Source organism: Pseudomonas sp. AC070, from assembly GCF_979258635.1.
In genome coordinates this window covers 2618100-2639078 of record NZ_OZ409871.1, presented here as the reverse complement: position 1 = coordinate 2639078, position 20979 = coordinate 2618100, and the positions used below count along the sequence as shown (strand labels likewise).

Annotated in this window: 18 protein-coding genes and 1 pseudogene; 12 read left to right on the top strand and 7 right to left on the bottom strand. The window is 61.2% G+C overall.

Annotation, left to right across the window (positions count from 1 at the left end; genetic code table 11):
• Positions 1–72 precede the first annotated feature (72 nt).
• Entirely contained in the window at positions 73–321 is a 249-nt protein-coding gene (locus ACZZ0Q_RS11815; RefSeq protein WP_463538846.1) for a metallothionein, read from the top strand.
• Positions 322–1166: 845 nt separating this feature from the next.
• Here ACZZ0Q_RS11815 and ACZZ0Q_RS11810 read toward each other — a convergent pair.
• From ACZZ0Q_RS11810 to ACZZ0Q_RS11795, 4 genes are all read right to left on the bottom strand, one after another.
• Positions 1167–1322 (bottom strand): hypothetical protein, encoded by a 156-nt coding sequence (locus tag ACZZ0Q_RS11810; RefSeq protein WP_463538847.1) that lies wholly within the window; start codon positions 1320–1322, stop codon positions 1167–1169.
• A 22-nt stretch (positions 1323–1344) separates the two neighbouring features.
• Complete coding sequence (locus ACZZ0Q_RS11805) at positions 1345–2325, bottom strand: SDR family oxidoreductase (protein ID WP_463538848.1); 981 nt, start codon at positions 2323–2325, stop codon at positions 1345–1347.
• Between the two features lie 97 nt (positions 2326–2422).
• Positions 2423–2986, bottom strand: a complete 564-nt coding sequence (locus ACZZ0Q_RS11800) for an ATP-dependent Clp protease proteolytic subunit (protein ID WP_122496315.1) — start codon at positions 2984–2986, stop codon at positions 2423–2425.
• Positions 2987–3140: 154 nt separating this feature from the next.
• Positions 3141–3314 (bottom strand): con-10 family general stress protein, encoded by a 174-nt coding sequence (locus ACZZ0Q_RS11795; protein ID WP_122496313.1) that lies wholly within the window; start codon positions 3312–3314, stop codon positions 3141–3143.
• A 283-nt stretch (positions 3315–3597) separates the two neighbouring features.
• Between ACZZ0Q_RS11795 and ACZZ0Q_RS11790 the strand changes: the two genes are divergently transcribed.
• From ACZZ0Q_RS11790 to ACZZ0Q_RS11780, 3 genes are all read left to right on the top strand, one after another.
• Positions 3598–5364, top strand: a complete 1767-nt coding sequence (locus ACZZ0Q_RS11790; RefSeq protein WP_463538849.1) for a thiamine pyrophosphate-requiring protein — start codon at positions 3598–3600, stop codon at positions 5362–5364.
• Positions 5365–5451: 87 nt separating this feature from the next.
• Positions 5452–5679 (top strand): PLD nuclease N-terminal domain-containing protein, encoded by a 228-nt coding sequence (locus ACZZ0Q_RS11785; RefSeq protein ID WP_122496309.1) that lies wholly within the window; start codon positions 5452–5454, stop codon positions 5677–5679.
• Positions 5680–5690: 11 nt separating this feature from the next.
• Positions 5691–7019: an erythromycin esterase family protein gene (locus tag ACZZ0Q_RS11780; protein ID WP_463560598.1), complete on the top strand. Its 1329-nt coding sequence runs from the start codon at positions 5691–5693 to the stop codon at positions 7017–7019.
• A 5-nt stretch (positions 7020–7024) separates the two neighbouring features.
• Here the strand turns inward: ACZZ0Q_RS11780 and ACZZ0Q_RS11775 are convergent, their stop codons facing one another.
• On the bottom strand, positions 7025–7495 hold the full coding sequence (locus ACZZ0Q_RS11775; protein ID WP_463538851.1) for a MarR family winged helix-turn-helix transcriptional regulator: 471 nt from the start codon (positions 7493–7495) through the stop codon (positions 7025–7027).
• 162 nt (positions 7496–7657) lie between these two features.
• On the opposite strand from ACZZ0Q_RS11775, the pseudogene ACZZ0Q_RS11770 reads away from it, so the two are divergent.
• Positions 7658–8113, top strand: a pseudogene (locus tag ACZZ0Q_RS11770) (aromatic ring-hydroxylating dioxygenase subunit alpha); the annotation flags it as partial.
• A 68-nt stretch (positions 8114–8181) separates the two neighbouring features.
• Here the strand turns inward: ACZZ0Q_RS11770 and ACZZ0Q_RS11765 are convergent.
• Positions 8182–9339 carry an alpha/beta hydrolase family protein gene (locus ACZZ0Q_RS11765; RefSeq protein ID WP_463538852.1) on the bottom strand — a complete coding sequence of 386 codons (1158 nt, stop codon included), beginning with the start codon at positions 9337–9339 and terminating at the stop codon, positions 8182–8184.
• 600 nt (positions 9340–9939) lie between these two features.
• A complete protein-coding gene (locus ACZZ0Q_RS11760) occupies positions 9940–10863 on the bottom strand; it encodes a LysR family transcriptional regulator (protein WP_463382708.1) in 924 nt (307 codons plus the stop codon).
• Between the two features lie 279 nt (positions 10864–11142).
• Here ACZZ0Q_RS11760 and ACZZ0Q_RS11755 point away from each other — a divergent pair, with 279 nt between their 5' ends.
• From ACZZ0Q_RS11755 to ACZZ0Q_RS11725, 7 genes are all read left to right on the top strand, one after another.
• Positions 11143–12084 (top strand): VOC family protein, encoded by a 942-nt coding sequence (locus tag ACZZ0Q_RS11755; RefSeq protein ID WP_463538853.1) that lies wholly within the window; start codon positions 11143–11145, stop codon positions 12082–12084.
• A gap of 3 nt (positions 12085–12087) precedes the next feature.
• Positions 12088–12453, top strand: a complete 366-nt coding sequence (locus ACZZ0Q_RS11750) for a Rieske (2Fe-2S) protein (RefSeq protein WP_463538854.1) — start codon at positions 12088–12090, stop codon at positions 12451–12453.
• Between the two features lie 415 nt (positions 12454–12868).
• Positions 12869–14002, top strand: a complete 1134-nt coding sequence (locus tag ACZZ0Q_RS11745) for an FAD-dependent oxidoreductase (protein ID WP_463560597.1) — start codon at positions 12869–12871, stop codon at positions 14000–14002.
• Between the two features lie 133 nt (positions 14003–14135).
• Positions 14136–15803: a DUF1302 domain-containing protein gene (locus ACZZ0Q_RS11740; RefSeq protein WP_463538855.1), complete on the top strand. Its 1668-nt coding sequence runs from the start codon at positions 14136–14138 to the stop codon at positions 15801–15803.
• 12 nt (positions 15804–15815) lie between these two features.
• Positions 15816–17204, top strand: coding sequence for a DUF1329 domain-containing protein (locus ACZZ0Q_RS11735; RefSeq protein ID WP_463538856.1), 1389 nt, complete (start codon positions 15816–15818; stop codon positions 17202–17204).
• 67 nt (positions 17205–17271) lie between these two features.
• Positions 17272–18372, top strand: a complete 1101-nt coding sequence (locus ACZZ0Q_RS11730; protein WP_463538857.1) for a WD40/YVTN/BNR-like repeat-containing protein — start codon at positions 17272–17274, stop codon at positions 18370–18372.
• A 4-nt stretch (positions 18373–18376) separates the two neighbouring features.
• Entirely contained in the window at positions 18377–20842 is a 2466-nt protein-coding gene (locus tag ACZZ0Q_RS11725) for an efflux RND transporter permease subunit (RefSeq protein ID WP_463538858.1), read from the top strand.
• Positions 20843–20979: the final 137 nt, after the last annotated feature.

Here is a 20979-nt window from a genome sequence, read left to right as displayed (position 1 = left end):
GTCAGTTAAAAGACACACCCGACGCGCAAAACCGCGGCGTCGGGCTGTTCGATAACTGATGTGGAGGTGGCTATGAAACCCAACCAATGTGGCTGTCCAGGCTGCGTGTGCGAAGTCAGCGAAGGCACCGTGTACAACCACGACGGCGAGCTGTACTGCAGCGAAGCGTGCGCGACCCATCACCAACACGGCGAGAAATGCCCGTCGGCGGATTGCCGCTGTGAAAGCAGCAGCAAGGAAGACGACCGCGATGTGAATGAAGGGGATTTGGATAACGCGCTGGAAGAGACGTTTCCGGCGAGTGATCCGATTTCGCCTTGAGGGTGAATTGACCTGCGGCTCTTTTTGGGGCTCGAAGTTTGACTCCGTGCTATCCAAAAACTACCGTCATCCCCGCGAAGGCGGCGGTCCGACGATTCGGGATCCAGGATCGTTCAGCGGATAAAGGCCGTGAGGGGCGATCGTAGGCTTAATTGAGCGCAGCGAAGCCCGACACGAGGATCAGTAGGTTTTTCAAGACCGCGCCCGGCGCACCACTCTGGATTCCCGCTTTCGCGGGAATGACGGGTGTCTTTATTGGGACACGTAATAACCATCAAATCCCCAACCCCACCACCGTCATCCCCGCGAAGGCGGGGATCCAGTTTCGCTCAGGTGATAAAAAACTTCGGCAAATAGCCTGACATGAAGACCCGTAGGTTTGTCGAAATAGGCGCCCGGCGCAAGACTCTGGATTTCGAGACGTCGAACCGCCGCTTTCGCGGGAATGACGGATGTTTTTATCAGGTCAGGTCATCACCATCAAATCCCAAACCCCACCACCGTCATCCTCGCGAAAGCGGGGATCCAGGATCGTTCAGAACATAGAGATTTTAGAGGAGTCGTAGGTTGGGTTGAGCGCAACGAAGCCCGACGTTTCCGGTCATCACGGCTGCGTTGGCCCCTCATTTGCGCTTGCCATGAGATTCTGGATTCCGAATCGTCGGACCGCCGCCTTCGCGGGAATGACGGGTGTCTTTATCGGGTCCTGTAATAACCGTCAAATCCCTTACCCACCACCGTCGTCCCCGCGAAGGCGGCGGTCCGACGATTCGGGATCCAGAATCCTTCAGCACATAAAAATCGGAAGGGCGGCACACGCCGGGCCACCCGCAAAGCCCAACCCTCTACTCCGCATCATCCTGCTCATAAACCTCCTCAGCCTCATCAATTTGCGGCTTGGGTGTTTGTTCTTGCTGAACCGGCCAAACCGAGCCCGGATCTTCATTCCCCGGGTCGTTGATTTCATCCGCAATTGGCGTGTTGTCGTTACCTGCGTTCATGGTCATTTCCTCGTGTGGTCAGTTATCGATTGCTACGTTTAGCCAGGCACCACAACAGCCCGGACCCAATAATCACGGCCGCCGCCGAGTACATGAGTTTTTCATTGCCATAACCGGCCGCGCGCCAGCCGCCGTCGATGCGGCGCTCGCCGCTGGGTGTGCCGAACAGGTTGCCGGAGGAAGTGGCGCTGCGCCGGCCGCGCTTTAATGCCAGGCCAGTCAGCAAGCCGGACAGCTGGGCAAACCCCGGCATCAGGAAATGCCCCAAACGCAACGCGACAGCGGTGGCGCCAACGGTTTTCCTGGGCTTTGGGTTGAGCGCCAGTTTCACCATCGCTTCGGCCACCAGGCGTGGGTCGTAAACGGGCGGTGGCGGCTTCAATGCGCTGCCGGAAAAGTTGCCGCCATCGCGGAAACCGGGGGTGTCGATGACGGCGGGGTAGACGTCGCAAATGTGAATGTCCGCCCATTGGGTCAGCTCGCCGCGCAAGGCTTCGGTCAAGCCGCGCAAGCCGTATTTGCTCGCCGAATAGGCGGCCGCGTAGGGCTGTGCCACCCAGCTGCCGACCGACAGGGTGTTGATCAACACGCCGGCATGCTGCTTCTTGAAGTACGGCAACACCACATAGGCGCCGCGCAGGTAGCCAAGCAAGTCGGTCTGCACGATTTGTTCATGGGCCGCCAGCGGCGTGTCGTCAAAGCTGCCGACGGCGCCGACGCCGGCGTTGTTGATCCACACATCGATGCGGCCTTCGCCAAACACCGCCGCGCTGCTGGCCAGGTTTTCCATGTCGGCGTTCTGGGTGACATCCGTGGGCACCGCGATGGCCTGCGCGCCCACGGCTTTGCATTCTTCTACCACGTGCTCCAGCGCCTCAGCGTCGCGCGCGGCCAGCACCAGGCGCGCGCCTTCACGGGCGAACGCCTGGGCGGCGGCGCGGCCGATGCCGCTGGAGGCACCGGTGATGACCACCGTAGCGAGTTTCAATGAACGGGTATGCATAAAGTCAGCCTCCAGTTTTAACGTTGGGGTGTAAGGGGCTGACTCGAACAAGCGCGACACAATTCAGCCTGGCCGACGGAGTGCAGACGCGCGGCACTCATCCTTGGCCACCGCGCACTTTCCAGTGTTTAACGTCGTCGCCAAACACGGTTTGCTTCATCTCGTGCGCCAAGCCGTAGGCCAATGACTCATGGGCAGCGATGACTTTTTCTTCCGCCGACAAACTTTTGAAAATATCCAGCTTGGTGGCGGCCGTGGCGGTTTCCACTTCGAAAATCTTTACGTAGCGCGCCAGGTCGTTGTCGAGGCTGGAGAGGTATTCGCGCAACCGTTGGTGATCCACCGAGCTTTGGTTGAAATACCAATTCATGGGGTGAATCAGAAACCGCGAATGGGGCGCTGTAATGCGGTGCTGAGCCGCCAGGTACATGATGATGCCCATCGACTCGATGTTGCCGGCGTTTATGGCCATGACCGGAATCGGCAGCGATTTTAAAAAGGTGTACAGGCTGAAACCGAAGTTGGTACTGCCACCCGTGGTGGACAGATTCAGCAGCAGGGACGTCGCACCTTGTTCCATGGCTTCCAGGCAGCAATCGCGAAAATGCTCGGTGGTGCCTTGATCGATTTGGCAGTGAAAGTGAACGATGTGTTCGGTCATCGGCTCGCCTCGTTAGTTGCAGGTCGTCTTTAGCCGTGGAGCCAAATAGGGGCGGGAAAGTTGCACTGATCCGACGAGGGAAGGGCTGCTCGTCAGGCTAAGCAGGGTGAGGGTCTGACAGCGCAGACCCTCGTTTGCATGGGCTCGTTTTCACTTACCCGCGGCCGCCGCCGTGGCTGTTCTGACCACCTTTACGGCCGGCTTCCGAAGCTTTCTGACGATCGTTGGCGAAGTTGCCGCCGCTGGCTTGGCCGCCTTTTTTGCCGGCTTCCGAAGCCTTTTGACGGTCGTTAGCGAAGTTGCCTGGATTCTTATTGCTAGTAGTCATGGTCTGTCTCCAAAACGATTTTTGTGGCCGGCGAAATTGCCCGCTACAGAAAATAGGGCCGGTGCAAATCACGCTTGGTTCAGGATTTTTTTAAACGATAAATGATTGATATATAAGCGATATTACGGTGATGCCAGGGACCAGTAATCTGCCTAGGTCCGAACCATCGTTACGCAATCACCACGCCATTAAGGGCGCATCGGGCACCCATCGACTCGGCGGAACCTCACGCCTTAGCAGGCAGTCGTCCTTACCAGTCCTGGTAAACAACGGAGCCCTGCCCATGAGCGATACCGCCGCTGATTTCTTACTCGAACGCCTCAGCCAGTGGGGCGTAAAACGCATCTTTGGTTACCCCGGCGATGGCATCAACGGCATCATGGGCGCGATGGGGCGCCACGCTGAACGGTTCGATTACATCCGCGTGCGTCACGAGGAAATGGCCGCATTCATGGCCTGCGCCCATGCCAAGTTCACTGGCGAAATCGGCGTGTGCATGGCCACTTCAGGGCCGGGCGCGATTCACCTGTTGAACGGCCTGTACGACGCCAAACTCGACCACCAACCGGTGCTCGCCATTGTCGGCCAGCAAGCGCAAACCTCTCTGGGCAGCGACTATCAGCAAGAAGTCGACCTGCACACGCTGTTCAAAGACGTCAGCGCCTATGTGGAAACCGTCGGCAGCCCCGTGCAGCTTCGTCATGTGCTGGACCGCGCGTTGCGCATCGCCGTGGCCGAGCGCCAGGTGACCACCGTGATCGTGCCCAACGACGTTCAACAGATGAAAGCCGTGGCCACACCGCCGCAAAAACACGGCGTGGTGCAATCGGGCTTCGGCTTTATTCCACCGCGCCCTTACGCCCGTGACGAGGATTTAACCGCCGCCGCTGAACTGCTCAACGCCGGCCGGCGCGTGGCGATTCTGGTGGGCGCGGGCGCCATCGGTGCGCATCTGGAAGTGGAAGCGGTGGCCAACGCGTTGGGCGCCGGCGTAGCCAAGGCGCTGCTGGGCAAGGCGGTGCTCAGCGATGACCTGCCTTATGTCACCGGCTCCATCGGTTTGCTCGGCACCCGCGCCAGCGATGAGTTGATGCGCCGTTGCGACACGCTGCTGATGATCGGGACTACGTTTCCCTACGCCGAATTCTTGCCGAAACCCGGCCAGGCCAAAGCGGTACAAATCGACCTGTTCGCCCGCAACATCAGCATGCGTTATCCCATCGACCAACCGCTGCTGGGCGATGCCAAGGAAACGCTGCAGCGCCTGCTTCCCTTGCTCAAACCCAAACGCAGCAAAGCCTGGCGCCAGGGCATTGAAAAACAGTTGCAGCGTAGCCGCGAAGAACTGCACAGCCGCGCAATGAAAAGCGCCGAGCCGGTCAATCCGCAGCGCGTGTTTACCGAGCTGAGCGCGCAGTTGCCGGCGGATGCCATTCTGTGCGGCGACAGCGGATCGCACACCAACTGGTTCGCGCGCGACGTCAACCTGCAGCCCAGCATGCTCGCCTCGTTGTCGGGCAAGTTGGCCTCCATGGGCAGTGGCGTGCCCTATGCCATCGCCGCGAAACTGGCGCACCCACAGCGGCCTGTCATCGCCATGGTGGGTGATGGCGCCATGCAAATGAACGGCAACAGCGAGCTGCTTACGGTGCAGCAGTACTGGCAACGCTGGCAGACGCCGACCTTTATCGTGCTGGTGCTCAACAACCACGACCTCAATCAGGTGACGTGGGAGCAGCGCACCAAAGCCGGCGACCCCGAGTTCACCCCGGCGCAACATGTGATCGAATTTCCCTACGCCCGCTATGCCGAACTGTTGGGCTTTGAAGGCATTCGCGTGGACGCGCCGGAGCAATTAGCCGACGCCTGGAAGCGCGCGCTAACGGCCACGCGGCCGGTGCTGCTGGAAGTGGTCACCGACCCCAGCGTGCCGCCGCTGCCGCCGCATATCAGCTTCGAAAAAGCCAAGGCCCTGGGCGGCGCGTTACTGAGCAACGACCCCAAAGCCTGGAGCGTTATCAAGCAAAGCGCCAAGCAACTGCTGTCGTAAGCCAATGCGCGCCATGGAAAAAATGGCTGAACCTGACGCCGCTTGCCGTGGCCGAAATTAGGACAGTCAATGCCGGAGGAAACCGTCATGCCCGAGTTAAACGCCTACATCTGGATAGGTCTGTGCGCCATTCTGGTGGTTCTGGATATCTGGGCCATCATCAGCGTGTTCCGTAGCAGCAAGAGCGTTTCTACGAAATCGCTGTGGGCCCTGGCCATCGCCATCTTCCCCGTGCTGGGCCTGATTTACTGGGCCATCGCCGGACCGCGCGGCATGGGCGGTGGGCCCAGCTCGGCCGAACACAGTAAAGGCTAAGGCGCTGCGCGATGGGGGTGAGAAAGCGCGAACGCGACCTGAGGGATTTGCCCGCGTTGCTGCGCGCCAATGCCGAGTCATTGCCTGCCTTGGATGATCCGGCGTTCGGCGCGCTGTTCAGCCGTTACGCGGACGCCAAGGTGGTGTTGATCGGCGAAGCCAGCCACGGCACGGCCGAGTTTTATCGAGCGCGCGCGGCAATCACCCGCCACCTGATCGAGCACCACGGCTTCACCATTGTGGCCATCGAAGGCGACTGGCCCGACGCCGCGCGCATCGACGCCCATGTGCGTCATCTTCCGCAAACCGAGCACAGCGAACCGCTGTTCGGGCGCTTCCCCACCTGGATGTGGCGCAACCGCGAGGTGCTGGAATTTGTGCGCTGGCTGCATCGCCATAACCAACCGCTGGCCACCGCGCAGCGCGTCGAATTTCGTGGGCTGGATTTGTACAGCTTGCGCTCGTCTATCGAGTCAGTGCTCAGCTACCTCGACGCCAACGACCCCGCCCGCGCGGCCGAAGCGCGCAAGCGCTACGAATGCCTGACGCCCTGGCAAGACAACCCGGCGGCCTATGGCGAACGGGTGGAGTGGGGCGGCCGCGACTCGTGCGAGCAAGCCGTGCTCGACCAGTTGCACGAGCTACTCTGGGCGCGCCTGGAAAGCCTCGAAGGCAGCGAAGCGATGTTCAACGCTGCGCAGAACGCCCGCGTGGTGCGTGCGGCCGAGCAGTATTACCGGCTGATGTACCGAGGCTCGGCGCTGTCGTGGAACCTGCGCGACAACCATATGTTCGACACCCTCAAGCAGTTGCTCAAACACCGAGGCCCGAAGGCCAAAGCGGTGGTCTGGGCGCACAACTCACACATCGGCGATGCCGCCGCCACGGCCATGGGCTGGCAAGGGGAATTCAACCTTGGGCAACTCAGCCGCGTGGCCTGGGGCGACGAAGCGGTGCTGATCGGAATGGGCACCGACCGTGGCGAAGTGGCCGCCGCCGACGACTGGGGTTCGCCCATGCGCTTCAAGCGCGTGCAGCCTTCGCGGCCCGACAGTTGGGAGCAGCAGTTCGTGCAAGCCGGCGTGCCGCAATCGCTGACCGACTGGCGCAGCGCCGACAAACAGGGCGTGCGCGAGGCCCTCAGCGAAACCTTGCTACAACGCGCCATCGGCGTGATCTACCGGCCGCAAAGCGAGCGTCAGAGTCACTATTTTGAAAGCGTACTGGGCGAGCAGTACGACGCCTACCTGTGGTTCGAAACCACCACGCCGGTCACGCCGCTCGACGCGCCTGACGACGAGGCCAGCCACGAAACCGACACCTATCCGTTTGGCCTGTAGCGCGCTTAAGGGGAGGGCGGGTCGTACTCGTTCACGTATGCCACCTTGCCTTGCATACGGCCGAGCAGATTCACCAGTGTGTCGACTTCTTTCGGGGTGAAATCACTCAGCAAGCGGCGCTCACGTTCCAGCGCCACTTTCAGCACGCGATCATGCAAGGCGCGGCCCTGTTCGGTAAGGCTGACGGTGTAGCGGCGGGCGTCGTTGCTGTCGGTCTGGCCGGTAATGGTGCCGGCTGCTTCCAGTGTTTGCAGCGAGCGGCTTACCGCACTTTTGTCCAAGCCGATGGCCTGGCACATCTGGTTGGCGGTGATGTTGTCTTCCACTGCAAGCAGCGCAATCAAGCGCCATTCCACCACGCCAATGCCGAAGTGCTTGCGGTAGCTAATCGAGGCGCCCGTGGCCAATTTGTTCGCCAAAAACGTTAGCAAAGCGGGAACGTAGCGGTTGAGGTCCAGAGGGGACGAGTCGGACATGTTGGGATGGCCCTTGGGTCAGATAAACGGCACTGGCAAATTAGTTGCCACCGCAACTAAATGATTGGAATCTACTCCGCAGCCGCGTCGTGCGCGTGCTGCTCGCAGCATATGCGACAGCCGAACCCACAAAAATAAATAACAGGCCGCTCACCATACAGCGTGCGGGTCACCCGCTATATGCCCGGCTCGGTGCCACCGCCCACCTATGTGGCCGCATATCCATTCAAAGACAAGGTCGACCGCTGGCAGGAGATTGAATTCCACGTCAGCCACCTGCGCATCTGGACCGGCGCCGTCGACGCCGGCACCGAATCGCTGCACAACCCCGAGCGCGGCGGTTTCCACATGCGTGGCTTTCACGGCGTAACGCCAGAAACGGAGACCACCAGCCACTACTTCTGGACCATCGCCACCAACCCGCAAACCGACCAGGAAGCAGTGAAAGCCAAGGTGGTCGAACAGACGGCGCTGACGTTTGAAGAAGACAAAGTGGTGATCGAAGTCCAGTACCAAAACATGTGCCGCTTCGGTACGCCGTCGATGATCGATATTCATGTCGACGTGGGCGCCAACCGTGCGCGCAAAATCATCGAACGGTTGCGCCAGGGTTCTTGAGAGCCCGCCTGTTTCGCCCATAAAAAAACGCCGGACACACCGGCGTTTTTTTGTAGGCAACTTAACGATCAGGCGGTACGTCCACCCAAGTTTTCCGCCACCCAATCGGCAATGTAATGCCCGGCGTTAATGCTGTTATCAAAACTCGAATGCTGCACACCGCCTTCACGCCCGGTGAAAATTTTCAGCTCGCGTTTCGGGCTGTTGACCAACTGCTCGTAGGTGCGGTGCGCCCATTTCAGCGGAATCTGCGAATCCTTTTCGCCGTGGGTCACCAGGAACGGCACCTTGATGCGGTCGAGCACGCCGTCCAGGTGCACGTTTTCGGCAATGGCCATGAAGTCCTCCTGATCCTTCGCGCCCCATACCCAGCGCACGTGCGCCCAGTAGTGCGGTACCGGAAAGCTGCCTTCTTTTTCCAGGCGACGTTTCTGCACATCGCGCCAATCGTGGTTGGCGCCCCATACCACGCCACAGGCGAAGCGAGGTTCGAACGCCACCGCGCGCGGGCAGTAATAGCCGCCGAGTGAGACGCCTTCCAGCCCGATGCGCTTGGCATCGAACTCGCTGCGGGTTTCCAGCCAATCCACCACGCGGCTGGCCCAGTGCTCGCTGTCGTAACGCGCCGTGAGGTTGTGCAAACGCAGCGCTTCGCCGGTGCCCGGTTGGTCGATGATCAACGAGGCGATGCCGCGTTTAGCCAGCCAGGCGGGCAGGCCGACGCGATATTTCATTTCCTTGGTGGAATCCAGGCCATTGACCTGCACCAGAATCGGCTGCGGGCCGGTCACGCCTTCGGCACGCACCAGCAAGCCGGAAATGTGCGCGCCTTCGTATGGAATTTCGACCCGCTCACAGTTCTCCTGCGACAGCTCGATGCCACGGGCGAAGGTGTGCAGAAAGGTTTGATACAACGCCGTGCGGCCTTCGGCGCCATGGGCTTGCAGGCGTTCGCAGGTGAGGTAGTAGGTGGCGGCGCGGTTGTACTTTTCGCCAGCCGACAGCAAGCGGCCGTGCTGTTCGTCTTCCTCGGCAAGGCCGCAGAGTTTGTCGGCCATCTTCTGCCAGGTTTCGCGGAAAGCCTTGGTGCCAGCGGCGTCGGGTTGCTTGGCGGCCTCCTGCAACGGCGCGCACATTTCCTCGATCTCGCCGAGGCGGGCACCCATTTCAATGGCCAGGTCGACGGAGAGGTTCCAGACGTAGTTGGTAGGGAAGTAGCGGAACATGGTTGTTGTTGTCCTTATTCGTGCCAGGCGGAAGTGGGCCAGGCAGGCCCGTGCTAGTGGGCACGGTAAGGAGCGGCGAGGTAGTTGGCCAATCGTGAGTGGGGATGTGAGGTATCGGGTGGGGCGATACCTGGGTGGGGTTGGATTTGGGTCGGAGGTATCGCGGTTAAAGCGGAGTGGCGGTCCAGCCGATCCCACAAAGTTACGTTGGTTCTGTGGGAGCGGCTTTAGCCGCGATGCTTTTGATTTGCGCGCGATCTGTATAAACCGCGCCCGTTATCAAAACCTTCGACACATCCGAGACTCTGGATCCCGAATCGTCGGACCGCCGCCTGCGCGGGGATGACGGGAGTCTTGAATAAAACCTCCGTCATCCTCGCGAACGCGGGGATCCAGTATTTCAAGCCTTACTCGGAAGGTCGGCGAAGGTGTTCATTGGATTTAGGCTGTTGCGTCGTACACATAACGTCGACACGTCCAAGATTCTGGATCCCCGCGTGCGCGAGGATGACGGGAGTCTTGAATAAAACCTCCGTCATCCTCGCGCAGGCGGGGATCCAGAATTTCAAGCCGTACACGGTAGATCGGCAAAGGTATTCATCACGCCGCCTTGGCCTGATCCACGCTCTGAATAAACGCACTGATACGTTCGCGCAGCCACCGGTGCATCGGGTCGCCGTCGACACTGCGGTGCCACAGCATCACTTCACGCATCAGCGGAATTTTCACTGGCGGCGGCAAAATCCGTAGCGGCAAATGCGCGGCATACAAACGCGCCAAGCGCTGGTGCATCGTCGCGATGCGCTGCGTGCCAACCACCAACTGGGGCAGGGTGTTGAAGTCGTTGGTGATCACTTCCAGGCGCCGGTTAAAGCCGTATTGGGTGATAAACCATTCCTCGATGCTCATGTGCCGCGAGCGGCCAAAGCCGACCGAGACATGGCCCATCTCCATGTATTTTTCCAGCGTCAGGTGCTCGCCCACTTGGGTGTTGCCGTTCCACACCACGCACACGTGTTCTTCCTCGAACAGCAATTGCGAGGGATGACCTTCGAGGGTGTAGCGGTCGGGCACGATCATCAGGTCGACTTCGCCGCGAATCAGCAGTTCGCCGGAGTTGTCGCTGGGGCCGATCATTTCGAACGTGATGTGCGGCGCTTCTTGGTGGATGCGTTCGATCACCTGGGCAAACAGCACGCTGATCAGGTAGTCGGAGGTCACCAGGCGGAAGTGGCGCTTGCTGGTACTAGGGTCGAAAACCGGCTTGGCGGTGATCGACGATTGAATGGTCAGCAGCACTTCGCGCACCGGTTTGGTCAGCTCCAGCGCATACGGCGTGGGCTGCATTCGGCGGCCGACTTGCACCAGCAAGTCGTCTTCGAAGTAGGTGCGCAAGCGGCCCAGCACGCCGCTGGTGGCGGACTGAGTCATGTGCAGACGTTCAGCGGCGCGGGTGATGTTCTGCTCTTCAAGCAACACATCCAGCGCCACCAGGAGGTTGAGGTCCAGGTGGTTGAAACGCATGGCGGCCAATCCCGTTCTTGTATTTATTTTGGCGATACATTCGAGTCAAACCATCGCTTCGTCAACCCTGCCTCGGAATTCTCCTGCCCCGTTTTCGGCTATCCGCCAGGCGCTATGGGTGCGCGCGCTGGTATCGCGATTGCCGATAGGTCACATCCCAACTCGCGATTAGTCAGCTGCGCACGCCGACGGCACAGTTCGCCGCAGTCGGCCGTGACCGACACCACCACCGGCGTCGTTCTCCTGGCGCCGGATCATAATTTCAATGGAGTGGTAGCCATGAACATCATTGGCCTTGACGCCCTGATCTTTGGTGTCGATGACATCCAAGCCTGTACCGATTGCCTGCGTGATTACGGCCTGCACCCTGTAGGCGTAGACGCCAACGGCGGGCGCTTTGAGGCGTTGGACGGCACCGCTGTGGTCATTCGCCGCGCCGACGACCCAACCCTGCCAGCCGCCATCGGCCCGGCGCCGTCGATTCGCGAAACCGTTTATGGCGTGGCCAGCGCCGCTGACCTCGATGCCATCGAAGACGAACTGGGCCGCGACCGCCTGGTAACCCGCGACGAGCAGGGCGTGCTGCACAGTGTCGACGACCTCGGTTTCGCCATCGGCTTCCAGCTCACCGTGCGCAAAGCCTTCACCGCACCCGCCGATCTCAGCAACGCTCCCGGCCATGAGCCGCAGCGTCCGCTGAACCAACCGGGCATCACCCTCGATATGGCGGCCGTGCCGCGCACCTTGTCGCACGTGGTGTATTTCGTGCCGGACGCGGCCAAAGGCGAGGCGTTCTATGCCAACCGCCTGGGCTTTAAAACCACTGACACTTTTGTTGGCGCCGGCCCCTTCATGCGCCCGGCAGGCTCGGACGATCACCACTGCCTGTTCATGATCCAGACCCCGCCGCACATGAAAGGCTGCGAGCACTTCACCTTCCACATGGGCAGCGGCACCGAAGTGCTGTTGGCCGGCCGGCGTTTTGAGCAGAAGGGCTGGACCAGTTTCTGGGGCCCAGGTCGTCACCTGTTTGGCTCCAACTGGTTCTGGTACTTCAACAGCCCGCTGGGCTGCCACATTGAATACGACGCCGACATGGACAAGCACGATGACGCCTGGGAAGCCCGCGTTGCGCCGCTGACCGCCGATAACTCGCAGCTGTTCCTGTTCACCTCGAAAGAGAAATGGGCGCCGGGTGGTCCGCCACCCAAGCAGGGCTAAGCGGTGGCCGCAGGTGAAATTGCCCTGTGCCGCAGCGAGGACATTGCCGAAGGCCAGGCTCGGGGTTTCGACCCTGAGCAGCGCGGCAAAGACAGCCTCTTTGTGCTGCGCCACAACGGTGAAATTCGCATTTACCGCAACAGCTGCCCGCACTTGGACGTACGCCTGGAATACCGCAAGGACCGATTCATGTCGGCCGATGGCCAACTGATCATGTGCTACGCCCACGGCGCGCAGTTTCTTCCGGCGACGGGGGAGTGCGTGTACGGGCCGTGTTTGGGTGAGCGGTTGCAGGCGGTGGCGTGGCGGGAAGAAGAAGGGTGGTTGGTTCTGGAAGCGCCACATTTCGAGTCCCCTCGCCGCTGCTAGAAGGCGATACAAAAATCCAGTCCCCTCGCCCCTTTGGGGAGAGGGTTAGGGAGAGGGGTGCGGTGTTGGGTAGGACGCGGATTGTGTGTGGACTTGTGCGCGGATTGTGCGCGGATTGTGCGTGCAGCGGCCCTCTCCCCCGGCCCCTCTCCCGCAAGCGGGAGAGGGGAGCAGAGCAGTTGAGTTTGTTTTGGGAGAGGGGTGCAGAGCCGTTGAGTTTGTTTTGGGAGAGGGGAGCAGAGCAGTTGAATTTGTTCTGGGAGAGGGGAGCAGAGCCGTTGAGCATGTATCTCCCCACGCGATACATCCCATCCCTATAAGCGATTAGTCATCTTCCTGCTTTGCCGGGAAAGTGGCCCACAACGAAGCGGCGCGTGCGCCGTTCGGCGAACAAAAATAAGAAGTGAGACATGCCATGAATGCAGTCAACGCGGTTAAAAAAGTCTTGGTGGTGGGCGGTGGTATTGGTGGGTTGTGCGCCGCCATCGCACTGCGGCGCAAGGGCATTGCGGTTGACCTGATCGAGCTGAAAGCCGAATGGACCGTGTACGGCGTCGGCATCATTCAGCAAAGCAACGTGGTGCGCGAGATGGCCAAACTGGGCGTACTCGACGGCTACCTCGACGCTGCGTACGCCTTTGAAGACGTCGCCATTTACGGCCCAGCCGGGCAACTGCTCGCACGCATTCCAGGCCAGCGTCTGGCCGGGCCGGAGTATCCCGCCAACGTCGGCATCTCGCGCCTGGCGTTGCACAAGGTGCTGAGCGAAACCGCGATGGAACTGGGCGCTACCGTGCGCTTGGGCCTGAGCGTTGAAACCCTCACCGAGCACGCTGACAGCGTTAACGTGCTGTTCACCGATGGCAGCAGCGGCGACTACGACCTGGTGGTCGGCGCCGACGGCCTCTATTCGAAAGTGCGCAGCCTGCTGTTTGGTGACACCTACACGCCGCGTTTCACCGGGCAGTCGGTGTGGCGTTACAACTTCCCCCGTGCTGAGCAAATCGATCACCTGGCCAACTTCCAGAGCGCCGACGGCAATGCCGGCTTGGTGCCGCTGGCGGGCGATCTGATGTACCTGTTTCTCACCTCGCACGAACCCAACAACCCCTGGATGGACACCGCCAGCCTTGCCGAAAAAATGCGCGAGCGCATGCAAGGTTTCACCGGCTTGGTGGGTGAGCTGCGTGAGCAAATCACCGACAGCAGCCAGGTCGTTTACAAGCCCATGGAAGTGGTGTTTGTCGACGAGCCTTGGTACCGCGGCCGCGTGCTGATTATTGGCGACGCCGCCCACGCCACCACACCGCACCTGGGCCAGGGCGCCGGCATGGCGATTGAAGATGCCGTGGTGCTGGGTGAAGAACTCACCGCCGGCGGCAGCGTGGAGGAGCAGTTGCAGCGCTTTATGAAGCGCCGCTTCGAGCGCTGCAAATACATCAGCGAGAAGTCGGTACTGGCCGGCGACAAAGAGATGCAGCACGACCGCGAATTCGACCGCATCGGCCTGGTCAAGCAAATGCTCGCCCTGACGGCCGAACCCATCTGATTTCACCCCGCGAATGCCCGACGGGCGTTCGCGGCATGTACCAACAGCAGCAGTTACCACACCAAAACAAAAACAAGAGGTTAACGCGATGGTTAGGTCCTCGACTGCGGTGCTCGCGCGCCGCTCGGTCTGCATGTCTGCACCCTTTACACCGAGTTTGCTTACCCGAAGTCTCGCTGCCGCCCTGGTGCTGTGTAGCGGTGCGGCCCATGCCTTTCAAGTGGATACCGGCAGCAGCGATTTCAGTCTGCGCTGGGACAACACCGCAAAGTACAGTGCCGCCTGGCGAACTCAAGACCCGAGCCAGAAGCTCAGCGAGAGCACGGTTGCCCGCAACCAGGACGATGGCGATCGCAATTTTGAAAAAGGCTTGATCTCCAACCGCCTGGACATCCTTTCCGAACTGGATATGTCGTATCAAAACGTCGGCGCTCGCCTGAGCGGCGCGGCGTGGTACGACACGGAGTACCAGGGCAGCAACGACAACGACAACCCAGCTCGTAGCAATCAACGCTCGGTGGCGTACGACGAGTTCACCGACGACACCCGCCACCTGCACGGTGGCGATGGCGAATTGCTGGATGCCTTTGTGTACTGGAACGGCGACCTGGCCGACCGCTCGCTGTCGCTGCGGGCGGGGCGTCACGGCCTGATCTGGGGCGAAAGCCTGTTCTTCGGCGCCAATGGCATTGCCGGCGGCATGGCGCCGGTTGATGTGGTGAAAGCGCAGTCGGTGCCTAACACCCAATTCAAAGAAATCACCCGGCCGGTCAATCAGCTCTCTGGTACATACCAACTCACCGATGAGCTGTCGGTAGGCGCCTTCTACCAACTGCAATGGGAAGAAACCCGGCTGCCAGCTTCAGGCAGTTATTTCTCCACCAGCGACATCCTCGGTGAAGGCAACGAACGCCTCGTGGTCGGCGCGCCATTCCCGGCATTTCTCGGCGGCAACCCGGACAGCCCGGCGGCGTTTTATCACGGCAAAGACAAAGACGCGAAAGATTCGGGGCAGGGCGGCTTGCAGCTGAAATACAGCGCCGAAACCGTCGACTACGGCCTGTACGCGATTCAGTACCACGACAAAACGCCCAAGCTCTATCTCAAGCCCGGCACCGGTGCGCCGGACTTCGCCAGCGGCAAGATCGGCGAGTTCTACTGGGTATATCCGGAAGACATTCGTGCGCTGGGCGCCAGCTTCTCCACCACCGTGGACGAGTACAGCCTTGCCGGCGAAGCCTCGCTGCGCTGGAACATGCCGCTGGTGTCCAACGGCGTCACGATTCTGCCGGGCGTGGAAGCCGACAACGATGACGACGCCCAGTATGCCGTTGGCCGCACCGCCCATATCAACCTCAACGTGCTGGCCTCGTTCGGCCCGAACTTCGTTGCGCGTGAGTCGAGCTTTGTCGGTGAGATCGCTTGGAATCGCCTGCTCAGCGTCACTAAAAACCGCGCCGCGCTCGACCCGGACGCCACCGACGACGGCCTGGGTTTCAAGGTGGTGTACACGCCCACTTACCGCCAACTGTTCTCCGGCGTGGATATCTCGATTCCCGTCGGCCTGAGCTACTTCCCGCTGGGCAAGTCGGCGGTGGTCAGCTCGTTCGGCCCCAACCGTGGCGGCGACATGAACATTGGTATCACCGCCACCTACCTGGACCGCGTGACCGCCGGGCTCACGTACACCCATTTCTACGGCGCCGACGACACCAACCTCGACGCCCAGAGCCAGTTCAACTTCAAGCAATCGTTGAAAGACCGGGATTACCTGGCCTTCTCCGTCAAGACCACGTTCTAACAGGACCTGCCCATGACATCGCTGATAAAAACACCAGCCTTCACGCTCAAAGCCCTGTGTTTTGCCGTGCTCGGCACCCTGGCCCTGAGCAGCCAGCCGCTGCTCGCCGCCTCCGCCGAAGACGCGGCCAAGCTCGGCACCACCCTGACGCCGTTCGGCGCTGAACGCGCCGGCAACGCCGACGGCAGCATTCCGGCCTGGGACGGCGGCTACACCAAAGTGGACCCGGCCTATAAGCCCGGCGGCAAGCGTTCCGATCCTTTTGCAGCAGACAAACCGCTGTTCAGCATCACCTCGAAAAACCTGGCGCAGTACGCCGGTCAGCTCACCGATGGCACCAAGGAGATGTTCAAGCGTTTCCCTGAAACCTACCGCATCGACGTGTACCCAACCCGTCGCTCGGCTGCCGCGCCGCAGTGGGTGTACGACAACACGCTGAAGAACGCCACCCGCGCCAAGCTGGTGGAAAGCAGCGCCGGGCCGGTGCCGGAAGGCGCGTTTGGCGGCATTCCGTTTCCGGTTCCGCAAAACGGTGCCGAGGCCATGTGGAACCACATCCTCAACTGGCGCGGCACCTCCATTGCCATGCATTTCCGTCACTACCTGATGACCGCTGACGGCAACCAGGTGCTGACTACCGACGGCACGGCCATTCAGGAAATGCCCTACTACTACCAGGACGGCTCGCCGGAAACGTTCGCCGGTGACTACTGGCTGTTCCGCTTGCTCAACGTCGGCCCGCCCATTCGTGCCGGCGAGCAGATCATGGGCCGTACCAATATCAACGGCGACAAATCCCAAGCCCATGTTTACCTGAGCGGCCAGCGCCGAGTGCGCAAGCTGCCCAATGCCTGCTGCGATACGCCAACACCGGCCACCGCCGGGGTGATGTCGTTTGACGAACTCAGCGTGTTCCAGGGCCGCATGGACCGTTTCAACTGGAAGCTGGTGGGCAAGCAGGAGATGTACATCCCGTACAACACCAACAAGGTGCAGACGGCAGCCAAGCCTGAAGACCTGTTCCTGGCCCATCACCTGAACCCCGACTACGTGCGCTGGGAAAAACACCGCGTATGGGTCGTGGAAGCCGAACTGGCTCCGGGCAAACGCCACCAGTTGCCGAAGGGCCGTTACTACCTCGACGAAGACACCTGGCAAGCCATGCTGGGCGACCGCTGGGATGCCAATGGCCAACTGGCGAAAACCTTATGGTCGCTACCGGCCGTGCTGCCTGACCTGCCTGCCCAGGCGCAATTGTCGTCCGGCTTCTACGACCTGACGTCCGGCGCCTGGTTTGTCCAGAACCTCTACACCGGCCTGGCCGAGCAATACGGCATCGTCGATCGCTACAAAGCATCCGAGTTCTCGCCAGCGGCCATGGCTGGCGCGGGCGTGCGGTAACAACGCGTGGTTTTGCGGTGGATCGCGTGCGGTCCACCGGCTTTTTTTCGAATTGAAGGGGCAGGGCATGAACAGAATCTGTCAGGTGGGGCGCGTGTGCATGGCGGCGCTATTGCCGCTGGCCGCTGCGTTCAGCCACGCCGATGGCGTAGCAGTCGGTAGCGCCTTGGCAACGCCCGCCATGCACGTGGCGGCAGAACAGAAAGCCGTGGTCATCGACCTGGCGCGCGCTGGCGACCGGCTGGTGGCGGTGGGCGAGCGCGGTCTGGTGCTGCTTTCAGATGACAACGGTCAACAGTGGCGCCAAGCCTCGGTGCCGGTGTCGGTCAGCCTCAGTGCGGTGCAGTTTGTCGATGGCCAACACGGTTGGGCCGTTGGCCATGCCGGCGTGGTGCTCGCCACGGCAGACGGTGGCGAACACTGGACCAAGCAACTGGACGGCGTGCGCGCAGCGCAACTGGAGCTGGACGCGGCCAAGGCCGAGTTGGCCCAGGCCGCGGATGCCGGCAATGCCGAAGCGCGCGTGCAAAGCGCCGAGCGGCTGGTTGCAGATGGCCCGGACAAACCGTTTCTGGCCCTGCACTTTGTCGATGCCAAACGCGGCCTGATTGTCGGCGCGTACGGCCTGGTACTGGAAACCCTCGACGGTGGCGCCACCTGGCGTTCACGCGTGGGCCACATCGACAACCCCACCGGCATGCACCTGTACGCCATCGGCCGTCAGGGTAATCGCTGGTTTGTCGCCGGCGAGCAGGGTTTTCTCGCCCGCTCAAACGACGACGGCGCCTCGTTTCAGCAGCTGGAAAGTCCCTATGCCGGCACCTTCTTCACCCTGCAAACCCGCGCCGACGGTGCGCTGCTGGTGGGCGGCCTGAAGGGCAACGCCTTTATCAGCACCGATGCCGGCGACAGCTTCCAGCCACTGCCCGTGCCCATGCCGGTGTCCTTCAGCGACGCCACCGCCCTGGCCGACGGCCAGGTACTGCTGGCCAATCAGGCCGGCGGGCTGTTTCGCACCGTTGGCAATGGCGCGGCCTTGGTGCCGTTTGCCAAGCCCTTGGGCAAACCCGTTTCCAGCGTCATCCAGGCAGCCGATGGCAGCGTGGTGGTGGCTGGTTTCACTGGCTTGTTGCGCGTACCGCAACCGGCCCTCGCTGTATCGGAGTGAGGTTATGAAGTCTCCTAACGCTTCCTTGCCAGGCGTGTCTGGCGAACTGGCGGATTTCAATCCGCGTTCCGGCTCGGTGCTGGAACGCGCGCTGTTCAACCATCGCCTGTGGGTGTTGCTGGTGTGTCTGCTGACCACCGTGTTTCTGGGCTGGCAATCCACTCGCGTCGAACTGAACGCCAGCTTTGAAAAAATGATTCCCACCCACCATCCGTACATCGCCAACTACCTCGACCACCAGAAAGAACTGACCGGCCTGGGTAACTCGCTGCGCATTGCCGTGGTGAATAAGCAGGGCGACATCTACAACGCCGAGTACCTGAAAACCCTGCAGGCGCTGAGCGACAAGATCTACCTGCTGCCGGGCGTGGACCGCGCCTTTATGAAGTCGCTGTGGACACCGGCCACACGCTGGGTGGCGGTGACCGAAGACGGCCTGGACGGCGGCCCGGTGATACCCGATGACTACGATGGCAGCGCCGACAGCCTTAACGCGCTGCGGCGCAACGTGCAGCTGTCGAACGAGATCGGCCAGCTTGTTGGTTTCGAGCAAACCTCGAGCATCATTTACGTGCCATTGCTGGCGAACGGCGCCGATGGCAAGCCGCTGAACTATGCCGTGCTCTCCGAACAACTGGAGGCGCTGCGCACGCAGTTTCAGAGCGACTGCATCGAAATTCGCATTACCGGTTTCGCCAAAAAAGTCGGCGATCTGATCGCCGGCCTCAAGCAGATTCTGCTGTTCTTTGCCGTGGCCATTTTCATCACCACGGTGGTGCTGTTCTGGTACACCCGCTGTGTGCGCAGCACGCTGTTGGTGGTGGCCTGTTCGCTGGTGGCGGTGGTCTGGCAAATGGGCCTGCTGCCATTGCTCGGCTATCAGCTGGATCCGTATTCGGTACTGGTGCCGTTTCTGGTGTTTGCCATTGGCATGAGCCATGGCGCGCAGAAAATGAACGGCATCATGCAAGACATCGGCCGCGGCATGCACCGCGTGGTGGCGGCGCGTTTCACCTTCCGCCGCCTGTTCCTCGCCGGGCTCACCGCGCTGCTTTGCGACGCGGTGGGTTTTGCCGTGCTGATGATCATCGACATCCAGGTGATTCAGGACTTGGCCGTCATCGCCAGCATTGGCGTGGCGGTGCTGATTTTCACCAACCTGATCCTGCTGCCGGTGCTGCTTTCCTATGTCGGCGTCAGTCCAAGGGCGGCGCAGCTCAGCCTGAAAAGCGAACAAGCGGAAAGCGCCGGCCAGCGCCGTCATGGCTTCTGGCGGTTTCTCGATTTGTTCACGCAAAAGCGCTGGGCCAGCCTGTGCATCGCCATCAGCCTGGCGCTTGCGGCGCTGGGTTTCATGGTCAGCCTGCACTTGCAGATTGGCGACCTCGATGCCGGCGCGCCGGAGCTGCGCGCCGACTCGCGTTACAACCAGGACGACGCCTACCTGACCCGCCATTACGGCGCCAGCAGCGACCTGTTTGCGGTGATGGTGAAAACCCCGCCGGGCGCCTGCGCGCGTTACGACATTCTGGCCAAAGTCGATGCCCTGGACTGGCAATTGCGCGCCTTGCCGGGCGTGGATTCCACCAACTCTTTGGCACTGCTCAACCGCCGCATGCTGGTGGGCCTGAGCGAGGGCAGCCCGAAATGGTACGAGCTGCAAAACAACCAGGCGATGCTCAACATGATCACCTCCAGCGCACCACGCGGGTTGTACAACGAAGACTGCAGCCTGCTCACGCTGTATGCCTACCTCACCGACCACAAGGCCGAAACCCTCACGCGGCTGGTGGAACACGTCGAACAATTCGCCGCCGCCAATAACACCGCCGACGCCCAATTTTTGCTGGCAGCCGGCAACGCCGGTATCGAGGCAGCGACCAATATCGTGGTCCGGCAAGCCAACCGCGAAATGCTGTTTTGGGTGTATGGCGCGGTCATCGTGTTGTGCCTGATCACCTTCCGCTCCTGGCGCGCCACGGTGTGCGCGGTGATTCCGCTGATGCTCACCTCGGTGCTGTGCGAAGCGCTGATGGTGGGGCTGAACATTGGCGTGAAGGTCGCCACCTTGCCGGTAATCGCCCTGGGCGTGGGCATTGGCGTGGACTACGCGCTCTATGTGATGAGCATTCTGCTCGGCCATCTGCGCCAGGGCGCAAGCCTGTCCGAGGCGTATTACCGGGCGCTGGTATCCACCGGCAAAGTGGTGATGCTCACCGGCGTGACCCTGGCGATCGGCGTCGGCACCTGGATGATTTCGCCCATCAAATTCCAGGCCGACATGGGCGTGCTGCTGGCCTTCATGTTTGTCTGGAACATGGTTGGCGCGCTGATTCTGCTGCCGGCCTTGGCGTACTTCCTGTTGCCGCAAAAACAACCCGCCAGCCGTGCCGATGCCGTAGCGGCAAGTTCCGCGCAAGAGCCGCCAAAGCCGGTGGCGAACCGTCCTGCGCGCGCCGCCATTCATTGACTCAACAGCCCTCAGAACAACAAGAAGAGTGAATTGCCATGCGTCCTGAGCTTGAAAACATCGAGGCTAAAGCCTCTCCCACAGGTGATCAGCGGTCAGTGTGGGAGCGGCTTCAGCCGCGATTCCTGCGCACCCCG

Excerpts from the sequence above, each read along its gene's own strand:
- ACZZ0Q_RS11815 (WP_463538846.1), top strand. The coding sequence starts at position 73 with ATGAAACCCAACCAATGTGGCTGTCCAGGCTGCGTGTGCGAAGTCAGC.
- ACZZ0Q_RS11810 (WP_463538847.1), bottom strand. The coding sequence starts at position 1,322 with ATGAACGCAGGTAACGACAACACGCCAATTGCGGATGAAATCAACGAC.
- ACZZ0Q_RS11805 (WP_463538848.1), bottom strand. The coding sequence starts at position 2,325 with ATGCATACCCGTTCATTGAAACTCGCTACGGTGGTCATCACCGGTGCC.
- ACZZ0Q_RS11800 (WP_122496315.1), bottom strand. The coding sequence starts at position 2,986 with ATGACCGAACACATCGTTCACTTTCACTGCCAAATCGATCAAGGCACC.
- ACZZ0Q_RS11795 (WP_122496313.1), bottom strand. The coding sequence starts at position 3,314 with ATGACTACTAGCAATAAGAATCCAGGCAACTTCGCTAACGACCGTCAA.
- ACZZ0Q_RS11790 (WP_463538849.1), top strand. The coding sequence starts at position 3,598 with ATGAGCGATACCGCCGCTGATTTCTTACTCGAACGCCTCAGCCAGTGG.
- ACZZ0Q_RS11785 (WP_122496309.1), top strand. The coding sequence starts at position 5,452 with ATGCCCGAGTTAAACGCCTACATCTGGATAGGTCTGTGCGCCATTCTG.
- ACZZ0Q_RS11780 (WP_463560598.1), top strand. The coding sequence starts at position 5,691 with ATGGGGGTGAGAAAGCGCGAACGCGACCTGAGGGATTTGCCCGCGTTG.
- ACZZ0Q_RS11775 (WP_463538851.1), bottom strand. The coding sequence starts at position 7,495 with ATGTCCGACTCGTCCCCTCTGGACCTCAACCGCTACGTTCCCGCTTTG.
- ACZZ0Q_RS11765 (WP_463538852.1), bottom strand. The coding sequence starts at position 9,339 with ATGTTCCGCTACTTCCCTACCAACTACGTCTGGAACCTCTCCGTCGAC.
- ACZZ0Q_RS11760 (WP_463382708.1), bottom strand. The coding sequence starts at position 10,863 with ATGCGTTTCAACCACCTGGACCTCAACCTCCTGGTGGCGCTGGATGTG.
- ACZZ0Q_RS11755 (WP_463538853.1), top strand. The coding sequence starts at position 11,143 with ATGAACATCATTGGCCTTGACGCCCTGATCTTTGGTGTCGATGACATC.
- ACZZ0Q_RS11745 (WP_463560597.1), top strand. The coding sequence starts at position 12,869 with ATGAATGCAGTCAACGCGGTTAAAAAAGTCTTGGTGGTGGGCGGTGGT.
- ACZZ0Q_RS11740 (WP_463538855.1), top strand. The coding sequence starts at position 14,136 with ATGTCTGCACCCTTTACACCGAGTTTGCTTACCCGAAGTCTCGCTGCC.
- ACZZ0Q_RS11735 (WP_463538856.1), top strand. The coding sequence starts at position 15,816 with ATGACATCGCTGATAAAAACACCAGCCTTCACGCTCAAAGCCCTGTGT.
- ACZZ0Q_RS11730 (WP_463538857.1), top strand. The coding sequence starts at position 17,272 with ATGAACAGAATCTGTCAGGTGGGGCGCGTGTGCATGGCGGCGCTATTG.
- ACZZ0Q_RS11725 (WP_463538858.1), top strand. The coding sequence starts at position 18,377 with ATGAAGTCTCCTAACGCTTCCTTGCCAGGCGTGTCTGGCGAACTGGCG.